At 55.2% G+C, this 14,268-nt stretch carries 17 protein-coding genes; 8 read left to right on the top strand and 9 right to left on the bottom strand.

The genetic code is table 11. The annotated features are described in order from the left end of the window. Window positions 1-17: 17 nt before the first annotated feature. From ACR0AH_RS15550 to ACR0AH_RS15540, 3 genes are all read left to right on the top strand, one after another. On the top strand, window positions 18-824 hold the full coding sequence (locus ACR0AH_RS15550) for an amidohydrolase family protein (protein ID WP_480592633.1): 807 nt from the start codon (window positions 18-20) through the stop codon (window positions 822-824). Window positions 825-892: 68 nt separating this feature from the next. Then, complete coding sequence (locus ACR0AH_RS15545; protein ID WP_480592631.1) at window positions 893-1,198, top strand: hypothetical protein; 306 nt, start codon at window positions 893-895, stop codon at window positions 1,196-1,198. Then, the gene (locus ACR0AH_RS15540) at window positions 1,195-2,319 is read left to right on the top strand and encodes a cytochrome-c peroxidase (RefSeq protein WP_480537054.1); all 1,125 of its coding nucleotides are present in this window, start codon (window positions 1,195-1,197) and stop codon (window positions 2,317-2,319) included. Before ACR0AH_RS15545 ends, ACR0AH_RS15540 begins: the two co-directional genes overlap by 4 nt. A gap of 70 nt (window positions 2,320-2,389) precedes the next feature. Here the strand turns inward: ACR0AH_RS15540 and ureG are convergent, their stop codons facing one another. From ureG to ACR0AH_RS15495, 9 genes are all read right to left on the bottom strand, one after another. After that, the gene (gene ureG, locus ACR0AH_RS15535) at window positions 2,390-3,019 is read right to left on the bottom strand and encodes an urease accessory protein UreG (protein WP_170392791.1); all 630 of its coding nucleotides are present in this window, start codon (window positions 3,017-3,019) and stop codon (window positions 2,390-2,392) included. Next, window positions 3,016-3,669 (bottom strand): urease accessory UreF family protein, encoded by a 654-nt coding sequence (locus ACR0AH_RS15530; RefSeq protein ID WP_170392790.1) that lies wholly within the window; start codon window positions 3,667-3,669, stop codon window positions 3,016-3,018. The genes ureG and ACR0AH_RS15530 overlap by 4 nt, the downstream gene beginning before the upstream one ends. Then, window positions 3,653-4,105 carry an urease accessory protein UreE gene (locus tag ACR0AH_RS15525; protein ID WP_170392789.1) on the bottom strand — a complete coding sequence of 151 codons (453 nt, stop codon included), beginning with the start codon at window positions 4,103-4,105 and terminating at the stop codon, window positions 3,653-3,655. Before ACR0AH_RS15525 ends, ACR0AH_RS15530 begins: the two co-directional genes overlap by 17 nt. A 28-nt stretch (window positions 4,106-4,133) precedes the next feature. Further along, entirely contained in the window at window positions 4,134-4,358 is a 225-nt protein-coding gene (locus ACR0AH_RS15520; RefSeq protein ID WP_170392788.1) for a DUF1127 domain-containing protein, read from the bottom strand. A 121-nt stretch (window positions 4,359-4,479) separates the two neighbouring features. Beyond that, window positions 4,480-6,189: an urease subunit alpha gene (gene ureC, locus ACR0AH_RS15515; RefSeq protein WP_480592629.1), complete on the bottom strand. Its 1,710-nt coding sequence runs from the start codon at window positions 6,187-6,189 to the stop codon at window positions 4,480-4,482. Continuing rightward, window positions 6,189-6,494, bottom strand: a complete 306-nt coding sequence (locus tag ACR0AH_RS15510) for an urease subunit beta (protein ID WP_480592627.1) — start codon at window positions 6,492-6,494, stop codon at window positions 6,189-6,191. Before ACR0AH_RS15510 ends, ureC begins: the two co-directional genes overlap by 1 nt. Then, window positions 6,491-6,652: a peptidase M23 gene (locus tag ACR0AH_RS15505; protein ID WP_170392785.1), complete on the bottom strand. Its 162-nt coding sequence runs from the start codon at window positions 6,650-6,652 to the stop codon at window positions 6,491-6,493. Before ACR0AH_RS15505 ends, ACR0AH_RS15510 begins: the two co-directional genes overlap by 4 nt. Window positions 6,653-6,666: 14 nt before the next feature. Next, window positions 6,667-6,969 carry an urease subunit gamma gene (locus ACR0AH_RS15500; RefSeq protein WP_480592625.1) on the bottom strand — a complete coding sequence of 101 codons (303 nt, stop codon included), beginning with the start codon at window positions 6,967-6,969 and terminating at the stop codon, window positions 6,667-6,669. Window position 6,970: 1 nt separating this feature from the next. Further along, the gene (locus ACR0AH_RS15495) at window positions 6,971-7,738 is read right to left on the bottom strand and encodes an urease accessory protein UreD (protein WP_480592623.1); all 768 of its coding nucleotides are present in this window, start codon (window positions 7,736-7,738) and stop codon (window positions 6,971-6,973) included. A gap of 443 nt (window positions 7,739-8,181) precedes the next feature. On the opposite strand from ACR0AH_RS15495, the gene urtA reads away from it, so the two are divergent. From urtA to urtE, 5 genes are all read left to right on the top strand, one after another. Beyond that, window positions 8,182-9,462: an urea ABC transporter substrate-binding protein gene (urtA, locus tag ACR0AH_RS15490; RefSeq protein ID WP_170392782.1), complete on the top strand. Its 1,281-nt coding sequence runs from the start codon at window positions 8,182-8,184 to the stop codon at window positions 9,460-9,462. Between the two features lie 62 nt (window positions 9,463-9,524). Further along, a complete protein-coding gene (urtB, locus tag ACR0AH_RS15485) occupies window positions 9,525-11,477 on the top strand; it encodes an urea ABC transporter permease subunit UrtB (RefSeq protein ID WP_480592622.1) in 1,953 nt (650 codons plus the stop codon). Between the two features lie 3 nt (window positions 11,478-11,480). After that, a complete protein-coding gene (gene urtC / locus ACR0AH_RS15480; protein WP_170597608.1) occupies window positions 11,481-12,710 on the top strand; it encodes an urea ABC transporter permease subunit UrtC in 1,230 nt (409 codons plus the stop codon). After that, window positions 12,707-13,447, top strand: a complete 741-nt coding sequence (urtD, locus tag ACR0AH_RS15475; protein WP_170392779.1) for an urea ABC transporter ATP-binding protein UrtD — start codon at window positions 12,707-12,709, stop codon at window positions 13,445-13,447. Before urtC ends, urtD begins: the two co-directional genes overlap by 4 nt. Window positions 13,448-13,450: 3 nt before the next feature. Beyond that, a complete protein-coding gene (gene urtE, locus ACR0AH_RS15470) occupies window positions 13,451-14,146 on the top strand; it encodes an urea ABC transporter ATP-binding subunit UrtE (protein WP_480592620.1) in 696 nt (231 codons plus the stop codon). Window positions 14,147-14,268: the final 122 nt, after the last annotated feature.

Raw genomic sequence — 14,268 nt, 5'->3', positions numbered from 1 at the left:
TATTGAGGAGGCTTGAGGTGCTGAAACATATCTCCATTTTAAGTGCAGCGTTATTTTGCAGTACCGCCGTCGCAGAACAGCGACCGATCTTTGACGCACATATTCACTACAGCCACGATGCCGTCAAACTGGTTCCACCTGAACAGGTGGCCGAAATCCTTCGAGATGCAGGCGTGCGTAAAGCGCTGATTTCCAGCTCGGATGACAATGGCACTCAGCTATTGTTGGCCGTGGCACCGGACATCGTTGTTCCGGCGCTTCGCCCTTATCGTCGTCGCGGTGAGATCAACACCTGGATGCACGATGAAACTGTAATCGAGTATCTGGAAACAAACCTGGCAAAAAACAACTACGAGGCCATCGGCGAGTTTCACGCTTACGGAGATGACATCAAAACGCCGGTCATCCAACGTATGATTGCACTGGCGAAAGAGCGGAACCTAATCCTGCACCACCATGGTGATCGCGAGGCCGTTGATTTGATCTTCGAAACATGGCCGGAAGCTCGGGTATTGTGGGCCCATTCTGGGTTTGACGATCCAGCCAGTGTGGTCGATGCGCTAGACATCTATCCCGGGCTATGGGCCGATCTGGCATTTCGTTCGGACATGGTTTCGCGAGGCCGTGTCGACCCGGATTGGAGGGCTGCGTTCCAAGCCCATCCCGATAGGTTCATGGTCGGTACGGATACGTTCGCACCTGAACGTTGGTACTACGTAGGCCCTCATGCCGATTTTTCGCGTGAATGGTTGGATTTGCTGCCGGACCAGATTGCAGACAACATTGCCTATGCTAACGCAGAACGTTTGCTGGCATCAAAATGACCCACTGCGCTGCTTGGTTTCTTATATGGTCCAGCGCGGCGGTTGCTTGTGAAGCGACGGGGCAACGCATGAATTCGGAATTTCAAAACGCACCCAAGGTTTATCTGACGGTCGACGAAATTCCGTTGGCCCAACCGTTTTCGGTGTTGGTTTCAGTTTGTAGTGAAACTGCTGTGGGCCAAATGCGTGTGGATGCAATCATGCCCGCTCATCAACATGGTATGAACTATACTCCCAAGGTTACCGCATTGGACGGCGGAGTGTTCCGAATTGATGATATGTTGTTTCACATGCCGGGTTTGTGGGAGCTGCAAATCGATGTCGACGTCAGTGGCCAATCGGTTTTCTACACGTCAGAAATTGCGCTGAAATGAAGCTGTGGATGACAGCTGCGCTAATTTTTCTAACCGGGGCAGTACGTGCAGATGTCTTGTTGACCGAAGACGAAATTGAACAGACGTTGTCCTTTGGGCCGTGGCCACCATCCTTCCAGTCGGATCCAAGCAATAGGTTTTCCAAAGACGCCACGGCAATCAAGCTCGGACAGGCTTTATTCAACGATCCGGTGTTATCAGTCGATGGTGCATTTTCCTGTGCAAGTTGTCATGATCCTGATCAGGCATTTACGACGCCGGAGGCGCGGGCACTCGGTCGTGATTTGTTAAATCGAAACACACCATCACTGCGAAACCTTGCCGGGCTGCGCTGGTATGGTTGGGGCGGCAAAAGCGATAATCTTTGGGCAGCCAGCCTGCATCCGATCATCGAAGAACAAGAGATGGCGCATAGTGCCGAAAGCCTAAAGATAGCTATCTCTGAAAGTACCTACATTGATGATTTTGAAGCCATATTTGGTCACCTCCAGGATCAAAGCCCTGAACTTTTTCTGGTAAATACTGCAAAAGCTCTTTCTGCTTACTTGGAGACCTTAGCCACCGACCGGACGATATTTGACGATTTTCGCGATGCTTTGGAGCGCCGAGATATTGCAGCGGCTAAGGAATACCCCGAAGCAGCTCAGCGAGGTCTTCAGCTCTTTTTAGGGCGCGGAAAATGCGTATTTTGCCACAACGGTCCGAGGTTTTCCAACAACGAGTTCCATGACGCTGGTGTGCCATATTTTCTGAATGAAACCGAGGTTGACCAAGGTCGGTTCGGAGGATTGAACAATTTACTCTCAAGCCCCTACACACTGGACAGCGACTGGAACGACGATCCGGAAAAGAAAGGTGCCTGGGCCGTGCGAAATGTACGCAGGAGCCATTCTGATTTTGGAACCTTTCGGACGCCCAGCCTGCGGGGAGTGGCTGAAACCGCTCCTTACATGCATAACGGCAGCTTAGATGATCTGAAATCTGTGATACGGCATTACAGCAAAATTGATACTGAAAGGCTGCACGCCGACGGTGAAGCCATTCTTTCGGAATTGAATTTATCTGAGCAGGAGATTGCAGACTTAGTTGCGTTTTTGGTCACGCTCTCCAAGGATTCTTAATAAAGCACTGGTGTAAAGGGCTTGGGAATGGGCTAATTGGCGAGCTATCCTAGCCTCTTCGTCTCTGGGACTAATTCGCTTCCGAAATTCTTAAACCTCCGCCTTTCACAAGCAGATCCACAATTGCGTCGACCCCGCTTCTGTGACGAAGTGACGAAAACAAGAATGGCCTTCCTTTACGCATCATTTTCGCATCACGTTCCATAACCTGCAGCGAAGCGCCAACATGCGGTGCAAGGTCGGTCTTGTTGATTACGAGGATGTCTGATTTCGTAATCGCCGGCCCGCCTTTCCTGGGTATTTCTTCGCCTGCAGCGACATCTATCACGTAGATGGTCAGATCCGCCAGTTCCGGGCTGAATGTGGCTGATAGATTGTCGCCTCCGCTTTCAATCAAAACAATATCGAGATCCGGATGACGTGTCTGCATCTCGGCGACGGCGGCCAAATTGATCGAGGCGTCTTCGCGAATTGCTGTATGCGGGCAACCGCCAGTTTCGACGCCGATGATCCTGTCCCGCGGCAGGACCTGCATGCGCATCAGCGCTTCGGCATCTTCCTGAGTATATATGTCGTTGGTAATAACACCCACCGAACAGACATCGCGCAGCGCTTCAGACAAGGCGGCGGTTAACGTGGTTTTTCCGGCTCCTACCGGGCCTCCAATACCTACGCGAAGCGGGCCGTTCATACTGGTCATGTGCGGAAAATCCTCGAATATTGTGTTTCGTGTTTCATGGCCGCAATGTCCCCCAAGAACGCAGTAGAGCTTAACTCGTCCAGACTCGCCCTGTTTGCGCTTTCAGCAATCTGGGCACACAGCGGCGTCAGCTGGCGGATCAACCGCTGAGCATCGGTCTGCCCCAGTGGCACAAGGCGCGTCGCACAGGCGACAAGGTTGCTTGCGAATGCTTGCAGAAACATCTTGGTCGTCAGCAGCAAAGGAAGGTTTTGTAGTCTTGCAGCCCGTCCAATCGAGACGGGGTAGGTGAACTGCCCAAGGTCCAATTCCCAAACACCTTTGGTGACATTTCCGAAGGCCTGTCCCAGCAACTCGGTTTCCATGAGCCTTTCGGATGTCGCGCAAAAGGCGCGCGCCGCGATATCGACGTTGATCAGTTCTTCTTTGTCATGCGCGTTGAAGGCCGCCACAACGAACACAGCATCATTCCACCCAGAGCCATGTTCAAGCACATCTGAAATCCAGGCTTCAGTATCCCGAGAATTCGCGACAGTTCCCCCGTCAATCGCAGCTTCAAGCCCGTGAGAGTAGGCAAACCCTCCAACAGGATAGGCAGGGGACAACCATTGTGTCAGCGTCAGGATGTCGGCGTCAGTGGGTGTGGCCATGGGTCCTGCCGTGGCCATAGGCCCCGCCTTCGGGGTTGAATGGTTCATTCACCTCTCGCACCTTTGCTCCGATTTTAAGAAGCATATCACGGATGACGTGATCGACTTGGATCAACAGGCGGGTCTTTTCGATCTGACAAGGCGTGTGCCGATTGCCGATATGCCAGGCGATACGTGTCAGGTCCGGTGCTTTTACCTCCAGCAACACTTCCGGTGCTGCCTGTATTTCCACTTCGCGACCGTCGTCCAAAACCAACGCGCCACCGTGGTTCAGTGAGGTCGTTTGCGCGAGATCGATGAGAATCTGTTCGCCGCTTTCGCAGGTAAGAACCTTACGCCGCAAAAAACGGTCGTCGTAGGTCAACGAGAGACAGTCTGCCGGATCGCCATGCGTGTGATCCGAATACTGGCGCGCAGTGCAGAGCAGGGCGGTCATACCATCACCTCCTCTGCAGCGGGAATAGTCAGAGCCAGATTGAGTCCGAGAACACTCGGTGCACGATCCGTTCGCGCGTCAGACCGCGGTTTTTCAGCTCTTCGTCGCTGAGCGATTGCAGGAATTCGACTTGCCGGACGCGAGATTGTGCTTCGGCTACGCTGATCAGGGCCGAGTAAATTGACGACCCGATGGATACGATTAAACCGGCCAGCGAAAAGCGCGTGTTTGTATGTGTTGCTGAGTGTGCCATTTGGACCCTCGTAAACGTTGGTCCTCCCATGGGTTTTTATATCTGTCATATTGGCCTCACTTAGAAGTGCATATTTGGTCATTGCTGCCTTGCACGCGCCGCAACGCAGCACATTTTTTGATCAGAATAAAAAATATCGTTGCGCCATCGGCAGCGTTTCGGCGGGTTGGCAAGTCAGCAATTCGCCATCCGCACGCACCTCGTAGGTTTCCGGGTCGACCTCGACATGCGGTGTCGCGTTGTTCAGCAGAAGATCCTGCTTGCCAATTTCTCGTGTGTTTTGGACGGCGACGGTTTGCTTTGCCAATCCCAGTGTATCACCGATCCCATCCGCGTGGGCCGCCTGCGAGACAAATGTGATCGCCGAGTTTTCCACCGACCGTCCGTAAGCGCCAAACATCGGCCGACTATAAACCGGCTGCGGTGTAGGGATCGACGCGTTGGGATCGCCCATTTGCGCGCAGGCTATGGTGCCGCCTAGCAGAACCATCTCGGGCTTCACGCCGAAAAAGGCCGGGTTCCAAAGGACGAGGTCAGCGCGTTTGCCTTCCTCGATGCTCCCGATCTCGTGGCTGAGCCCATGGGCAATAGCAGGGTTGATCGTATATTTGGCGATATAGCGACGGACGCGAAAGTTGTCGTTCTCACCGGTTTCTTCGGCCAGGCGCCCGCGCTGTTTCTTCATCTTGTCAGCGGTTTGCCACGTGCGGATCAAAACCTCTCCGACCCGACCCATAGCCTGACTGTCAGACGCGATGATGCTGAATGCGCCCATGTCGTGCAGTATATCTTCGGCTGCGATCGTCTCACGCCGGATGCGGCTTTCGGCAAAGGCCACGTCCTCGGGGATGGATTTGTCGAGGTGGTGACAGACCATCAGCATATCCAAATGTTCCTCAACCGTGTTCACGGTGAAGGGCCGCGTGGGATTGGTGGAGGACGGCAGAACGTGGTTCTCGCCGCAGATCTTGATGATATCCGGGGCATGGCCTCCGCCTGCGCCTTCGGTGTGGAAGGCGTGGATAGTGCGACCCTTCATGGCCGCCACGGTGTTTTCGACAAAGCCTGATTCATTGAGCGTGTCAGTGTGAATCATCACCTGCACGTCCATCGCGTCGGCCACCGACAGGCAGCAATCAATGGCGGCCGGGGTGGTTCCCCAGTCCTCGTGCAGTTTCAGGGCACAGGCTCCGGCTTTGACCTGTTCTTCGAGCGCGGCAGGCAGCGAAGCGTTGCCCTTACCCGCAAAGGCCAGATTCATCGGGAAAGCATCCGCCGCTTGCAACATCCGCCCGATATGCCATGGACCGGGGGTGCAAGTGGTGGCCAATGTCCCATGCGCAGGACCTGTGCCACCGCCCAGCATGGTGGTCAGGCCGGAATGTAGTGCGTCTTCAATCTGTTGCGGGCAGATAAAGTGGATATGACTGTCGAACCCACCTGCCGTCAGGATACGACCCTCGCCAGCAATGGCCTCGGTTCCGGGTCCTATGATGATGTCGACACCGGGTTGTGTATCGGGGTTTCCCGCCTTGCCGATCTTGGCGATCCGCCCGTCTTTCAGGCCAACGTCGGCCTTGTAGATGCCCGAGTGATCAACGATCAGAGCATTGGTGATGACCGTATCCACAGCGCCTTCGGCGCGCGTGGTCTGAGATTGCCCCATCCCGTCGCGGATTACCTTTCCGCCACCAAACTTGACCTCTTCGCCATAGCTGGCCAGATCACGTTCGACCTCGATCACAAGATCGGTGTCGGCCAGCCGCAGCTTATCCCCGGTGGTGGGACCGAACATCGCGGCGTAGTCTGAGCGCTTGATTTTTGTTGGCATCAGAGTGCCCCCATGACCTTTTGATTGAAGCCGTAGACCCTGCGCGCACCACTGATCGGGATCAGCGAAACTTCGCGGGCCTGCCCCGGTTCGAACCGCACAGCGGTACCTGGCGCAATGTCCAGGCGCAGGCCACGCGCGGCAGTTCGGTCAAAGTCGAGCACCGGGTTGGTTTCGGCGAAATGGTAGTGTGAGCCTACTTGAACCGGGCGGTCGCCGGTGTTGGCGACCATCAAAGTGATCGCATCAGTGTCGGGGTTCAGGGTAATTTCACCATCAGCCGGGAACAGCTCCCCGGGGATCATTTGTTCAGCTTTGTGATCAGCGCGACAGCAGCCAGCGCAACAACCGCCAGCCCAACCCCCATCGCCGCATAATCGGTGCCGTGCGCGTGGATATGCGTTCCATTATGGGCGGCTGCCGGGCCAGCGAAGATCAGGGCGGGGAAAAGCATGCGTGTCATATTGGTTTCCTTTTTCAGCGAATGGGGTTGTGGACGGTCACCAGCTTGGTGCCATCTGGAAAGGTGGCTTCGACCTGAACTTCGTGGATCATTTCGGGCACACCTTCCATGCATTGCTCTCGGGTGATCACCTCGGCCCCGGCTTGCATCATGTCAGCAACTGAACGCCCATCGCGTGCACCTTCGACCACGGCGTCCGTGATCAGGGCGATCGCCTCGGGGTGGTTCAGCTTGACGCCTCGGTCCAGCCGTTTGCGGGCGATTTCGGCGGCCATGGCGACCAACAGTTTGTCTTTTTCACGAGGGGTCAGGTTCATGTCAAAGCATCCAGCATCGAGGCAGCGTGTCTTTGTTCAACTGACGCAAGATCGGCATCAATGTGCGACGGAGGGCAAAGCTATTTTCGGCAAGAACACGAGCAACCAACAGGTCATTGCGGATCATAGTCGCACCTGCGGTGTCGGGCAGCATCTGACGAATGGCATTCAGATGACCTTCGGCTGACTCCGATACAAAAACGATCAACGCCATCGCACCCGCGCCGTTTGCAATATGCGGTTTGGACAGATGTTTGTGCCAATCACCCGAGAACTGGATCGCGTCAAGGAACGCCTTTTTTCCTTGGTACCGTATCTCGATCCGATCGTTTAGACGGATATCGGTCAGCGTCTCGCCCATCGCAATGCGGCCGAAGACCAGCGGCTCTACCATCAGCATCTCGGCATCTGGCGCCATCTCGATTTTCAGGCGTCGCTCCAGAGCGCTGCCATTGAACAGAATAGTCTCTTGCGGCAACCAGTTCAGCCGGGCTTCAGTCTCAACAGTCAGATGATTGGTAATCTGGCCACATTCTTGCGGCTTGGCCTTGTAGGCGCGCTCGCAGGCTTGTGTTGTCAAAGTCAGCGCCGTTCCTTTTGCTGCCTTACCGGAAAGTCGAAATGAGTCGCCTCCGGTTACGCCGCCTGCCGTGTTAAGAAGAACCGCGTCAAGATCAGGTGTGTTGGTTCTGGGGAACAGACATTTATAAGACCCGGACTGGCGAAACTTGTTCAGCACCGTCCTGTCACCCAATTGCTTGGTACTCAAACTGACGGCACCTGCAGCGCGCGGTGGAATAGCACTGTGCGTAGGCAATATGGCTGCAACGTGTGTAATAGGGCACCTATGGAGCTTTGATTGGTGCCACTTGTTTCTCTGTTGAAGGGGCGGAACACTAATCTACAGTGTCGAAATCTGCTTAATTCGACATCGCGCGGCTAAATTTTAGACAGCGACCTCGGTCTTGGATGAAAAAATAGGCGGATCGCGCCGATTTTCCGAATTGGGTTAAAGGTAAGTTGCCAAGCTTGCTGCGATGCAGAAACCGTATGGGTGCCACCGCGGAAACGACCCGGGGGTGTGTGACGGCTGCGCGAATTGGACCTCGAACACAACCGCCACACGGAACGCAACAACAGTTGCGGGGATCAGGTAGAAGAAGAGTGTGCCTTTGTGCAAGCCCTCTCTCCCGGCCCCGCCAGGAGGATCACATGAAATCGCTCAAATCCACACTCGCCGGATCGGCAGTATTTGCTGTCATGGCCACCGCCGCCTTGTCGACCGAAGACACGATCAAGGTTGGAGTGCTGCATTCGCTTTCCGGTACGATGGCGATCTCGGAAACGACGTTGAAAGACACCATGCTGATGCTGATTGACCAGCAAAACGCCAAGGGCGGTCTGCTGGGCAAACAGCTTGAAGCTGTCGTGGTCGACCCGGCCTCTGACTGGCCTCTGTTTGCCGAAAAAGCGCGTGAGCTGCTAACCGTCCACGAGGTGGATGTAATCTTTGGCAATTGGACTTCGGTGAGCCGCAAGTCGGTTCTGCCAGTGATCGAGGAGCTAAACGGTCTTCTGTTCTATCCGGTCCAGTATGAGGGCGAAGAAAGCTCTAAAAACGTCTTTTATACCGGTGCTGCTCCGAACCAACAGGCCATCCCCGCCACGGACTATTTCCTGGAGGAACTGGGGGTCGAGAAATTCGCTCTGCTCGGCACAGACTATGTCTACCCCAGGACCACCAACAATATCTTGGAAAGCTATCTGAAGCAAAAAGGTATCGCGGAAGCAGATATCTTCGTTAATTACACGCCTTTCGGCCATTCCGACTGGTCCAAGATCGTGGCGGACGTGGTCGCGCTGGGCGCGGATGGTAAAAAAGTCGGTGTGATCTCGACCATCAATGGTGACGCCAATATTGGTTTTTACAAGGAATTGGCAGCGGCTGGTGTTTCGGCAGATGACATTCCGGTCGTGGCCTTCTCGGTCGGTGAGGAAGAACTGTCCGGTTTGGACACCACCAACCTCGTCGGTCACCTTGCCGCTTGGAACTACTTCCAGTCGGCGGATACTGAGGCCAACGCGGAATTTGTGGACACCTGGAAAGCCACCATGGGTGATGAACGTGTGACCAATGACCCGATGGAGGCGCATTACATCGGCTTCAACATGTGGGTAAACGCCGCGACCGAGGCCGGTTCGACCGAGGTCGATGCCGTGCGCGCCGCGATGTATGGGCAGGAATTCCCGAACCTGACCGGAGGCACCGCTGTGATGCTGCCGAACCATCACCTCGCGAAACCGGTTCTGATCGGCGAGATTCAGGAAGACGGCCAGTTCGATATCATCAGTGAGACTGATGTCGTGCCGGGTGACGCCTGGACCGACTTCCTGCCGGAGTCGGCTGTGCTCGTCTCGGATTGGAAAGAGCTGGGTTGCGGTATGTACAACACCGAGACCAAGACCTGCGTTCAGACCCTGTCGAACTACTAACAAACCACGCAAGGCGGGTTTGTTTGCCCGCCTTGCCACAAAAGACATTCGGGTTTCACCACATGGTACGACTTTTCCTTGCGGGCCTCGCAATCCTGTGCGCCTGCCTGACTGCCAACGCTCAAGAGGTCGGTCTACAACCGATCCTGCAAGAGCATCAGGAGATCATCGCCAAAAGCTCGCGCAAGACGATCAAACCGGCGATTGATGCGATTGCGTCAAGCGGCTTGCCTCAGGCGCAAGTGATGCTTGAGACATGGGCAGCCAAGAACATGTGGATGCGCAAGTCGGACGGTCTGTTCTTCGCTGGCCAGAAAGGAGAGGGGCGGTCGTATGAATTGACCGACTTCGATACCGGAGAAGTCGTCGGTACATTTGAGAAATCCGAGCTTAGGCAGCTGAAGCCCAACAGCGGTATCCGCGCGATGATCGGGACCGCTCTGGTCCAGTTCCAACTGACCGATCCGGATCGCGCAAAACGTCTGGCCGCATTGCAATCCATCCAACGTGATCCCGAAAGTGCACTCTTGGAGCCACTTCGCGCTTCGATAGGGGATGAACCCGAAGCAGAGTTGAAGGCGCAAAAGCAGCGGCTGGAACGGTTGCTGACGATTGGTTTTGACGAAGATACCGCAGCCCGCGTGGCGGCGATCAAAGAAATGTCCGGCGATCTGGGCGTAGACGTTCGTGCGGCTCTGAACCCGTTGGTCGTCACTGCCCGCCAAGCCGCTACCGAATTGCCCCAGGACCTGAACGTCGCCGTTATTCTTGAAGCGGGGTCAGACGCCTTAAAATCTGACGAAGCATATGACTTGCTCGTTGCAGGAAACCTGGCCGCACCGCGTGTTTCGGCGGAAGATATCAGATCGGCACTGGCGGCCAATATAGAAGGTGGTCGTGTAGGTGGTACTCCCGTCGCACAGCTGAATTCAGATGCAATGCGCGCGCGTGCGTACACCTCTCTGGCAGAGGCGGGGACTGTGCCAGCCTTGGTCACGAACGCGGATGTCAACGCTGCAGTTAACACGCATGTATTCTTCGAAACCTACAGTGAGCCATCTGCCGAGGTCACTGAAGCAGCAGAGAAAGCCCTGCAACAGATCGAACTGAAGGTCGGCCTGAACCAAACACTCGACCTGACGCTGGATGCGATCTCACTGGCGTCGATCTATTTCCTCGCCGCCATCGGTCTGGCCATCACCTTCGGCGTGATGGGCGTGATCAACATGGCCCATGGCGAGTTCATCATGATGGGTGCTTATACCGGCTACGTGGTGCAGCAGATTATCCCTGATCATACGCTTTCGATCATGGTCGCTATTCCAATGGCTTTTGCTGTCACCTTCGCGATGGGCGTTGCTATGGAGCGGTTGGTGATCCGCTGGCTTTACGCTCGCCCGTTGGAGACGTTGCTGGCGACGTTCGGCATCTCTATTGCCCTACAGCAGCTGGCCAAGAATATCTTTGGCACGCAGGCGCGCCCGCTGACTGCTCCCGATTGGTTGGATGGTTCGTGGATGCTGAATGACGTGGTTTCAATCAGCTACATCCGCATTGCGATCTTCGTTCTGGCGCTTATTTTTCTGGGACTTTTCCTCTACATCATCAAACGGACGAGGCTAGGGCTTGAGATGCGTGCAGTAACGCAGAACTCGCGCATGGCGGCGTCAATGGGGATTAATCCCGGGCGAGTGAATATGCTGACCTTTGGGCTTGGCTCCGGCATTGCCGGCATCGCCGGGGTCGCGATTGGCCTATTCGCCAAGGTCACGTCCGATCTGGGCAGCGACTATATCGTGCAAAGTTTCATGACAGTGGTTGTGGGTGGTGTTGGTAACATCTGGGGCGCGCTTGCAGGTGCGGGCATGATCGGCTTCCTGCAGAAGGGGATCGAGTGGATGAACCCGTCGAACACCCTCGCGGCCCAAACCTACATGATCATCTTCATCATCATTTTCATCCAGTTTCGGCCGCGGGGCATTATCGCCCTCAAGGGTCGCGCGGCGGGGGATTGAGCCATGGAACGCAGCTTTATCGCCAAGAACCCATCCGTGCTGGTCTTTCTTGCCATCCTGTCCCTGTTCACCCTGAGCGTAACCATCCTGTCCGAGGGTTTCGGGATCGGTGTAATCTCGACCAGTTTCGTCAAAACGCTGGGCAAAACCCTGTGCCTTTGCCTGATCGCAGTGGCGATGGACCTGGTCTGGGGCTTCACCGGCATCCTGTCACTGGGTCACTTCGCCTTCTTCGGGCTGGGGGGCTACATGATCGGCATGTGGCTGATGTACGAACGCACCCGCCTGATCGTGGTCGACTCGCTGGCACAGGCCGAAATTCCACCGACGTCGTCCGAAGTGGTGGACGCGATTGGAACACAAGTCTTTGGCGTTGTCGGATCGTCGGAGTTTCCGTTGATCTGGGCGTTCTCCCACAGCCTGACCCTGCAACTGATCCTGGTTGTGCTGGTCCCGGGTCTGTTGGCGCTGGTCTTCGGATGGTTGGCTTTCCGGAGCCGTGTCACCGGTGTATACCTATCGATCCTGACACAGGCGATGACGTTGGCACTGGCCCTGTATCTGTTTCAGAACGACAGCGGGTTGCGTGGGAACAACGGCTTGTCCGGCCTGCAGAACCTGCCAGGTGTCACCGCCTCGCAGGACGTGGTGTCGATCTGGTTCCTCTGGGCCTCGGCGCTGGCCTTGGGTCTGGGCTATATGCTGGCAGCCTGGATCGTGTCAGGCAAGTTCGGCTCGGTCATCCGCGGCATTCGCGATAACGAGGCACGGGTGCGCTTCCTTGGCTATTCAGTCGAGGTATTCAAGCTGGCTGTCTTCACCCTGACTGCTTGTATCGCAGCCATTGCTGGCGCGCTTTATTACCCGCAAGCTGGCATCATTAATCCCGAGGAGATGGCCCCCATCGCCTCGATCTATTTGGCCGTCTGGGTCGCCATCGGTGGACGAGGCCGCTTGTATGGTGCGGTAATTGGTGCAGCTTTTGTAAGCCTTCTGAGCACGTGGTTCACGGGTGGGCAGGCCCCCGATATTCCGCTTGGGTTTTACACGATCAAATGGGTCGACTGGTGGCAGGTGCTACTGGGCGTAACTTTTGTGTTGGTTACGTTGTTCGCTCCGCAGGGCATCGGAGGATTGTTCGACTTGTGGACCGACAGCCGCCACCCGGACAGGCACGGGGCAAATCTGGGACCGGATGACGGCGCTCTGCGCGAGAAGGAGGCCATCGAATGAGCACTTTGCTTGAGGTTAGCGGCGTTTCGGTCACTTTCGATGGTTTCCGAGCTATCAACAACTTGTCGTTTCAGATCGGCGAGGCCGAGCTTCGCGCCGTGATCGGCCCAAACGGGGCAGGCAAGACCACGTTCATGGACATCATTACAGGTAAAACCCGGCCCGATGAAGGACGTGTCATCTGGGGGGAGAAATCGGTATCTTTGTTGGGGCTGTCCGAGGCAAAGATCGCGCAGGCTGGGATCGGAAGGAAGTTTCAGAAACCCACGGTTTTCGAAGACCAGACCGTGCAGGAAAACTTGCTGATGGCGCTTCAGAACAAACGTGGCTGGCTTCACGTGCTTTTCTATCGAACCTCCACTGACGATTTGCAGAAAGTTGAAGATCTGGCTGTCGAAATCGGCCTGTATCAGAATCTAAGCCGCAAAGCTGGTGAACTGAGCCACGGTCAAAAGCAGTGGCTGGAAATTGGCATGCTGCTGGCTCAGGAGCCACGACTTTTGCTCGTGGACGAACCCGCCGCCGGCATGACACCGCAGGAGCGCGAACACACCACCGACTTGCTAGTACAAGCCGCCAGAACCCGTGCCGTTGTTGTGGTGGAACACGATATGGAATTTGTCCGACGCCTGAATTGCAAAGTCACGGTTCTACATGAAGGGTCCGCCTTGGCTGAAGGCAGTCTTGATCACGTGACATCTAACCAGGACGTCATCGACGTATATCTAGGGCGCTAAACAATGCTGAAGCTAACAGATCTGACTTTGCATTATGGGCATTCGCAAATCCTCAACGGGATTTCCATGGAAGCCAGACAAGGTGAAGTGACTTGCGTGATGGGGACCAATGGTGTCGGGAAAACCAGCCTGATGAAAGCAATATCAGGTACGCATCCGCGATCGGGCGGCAGTCTGGAACTGGACGGGGAAATTCTGGGCGTCCTGCCTGCTCATCAAATGGCGTGGAAAGGTGTGGCCTATGTCCCACAAGGTCGTGAGATATTTCCTTTGCTCACAGTTCGCGAAAACCTTGAAACGGGGTACGCCTGTCTGCCTGCCAGCGAACATTTCATTCCAGGTGATATATTTGATATGTTCCCGGTCCTCAAACAGATGCAAAACCGTCGCGGAGGTGACCTTTCTGGCGGTCAGCAGCAACAGCTGGCGATTGCACGGGCATTGATAACACGACCACGCCTGCTTCTGTTGGACGAGCCGACCGAAGGTATTCAGCCCAACATCATCCAACAGATAGGCGAAGTCATCCGACACCTCAGAACCACGAGAGGAATGGCAATCATTCTAGTGGAGCAATACTTTGACTTTGCCTATGAACTTGCCGACAGATTTATCGCGTTGCGACGAGGAGAAGTCATAATCAACGGCACAAGGGAAGACGTGACACGCGATGAGTTGCTGCAGGCTGTAACAGTCTAGTGCTGATACTTGAAATTGCTTTCGGAATTGAAGGATGAAATCCAGATTTAGTTCGGGAAATAGTTTGACCCTACGAACATGTTAAGTACTAACAGTTTTTCCTTTTGAGATACCGTCGTTCG

Source organism: Ruegeria sp. AM5 (genome assembly GCF_056540645.1).
The sequence above is the reverse complement of the archived record's forward strand: the minus strand, read 5'-3'. Positions and strand labels throughout refer to the sequence as shown.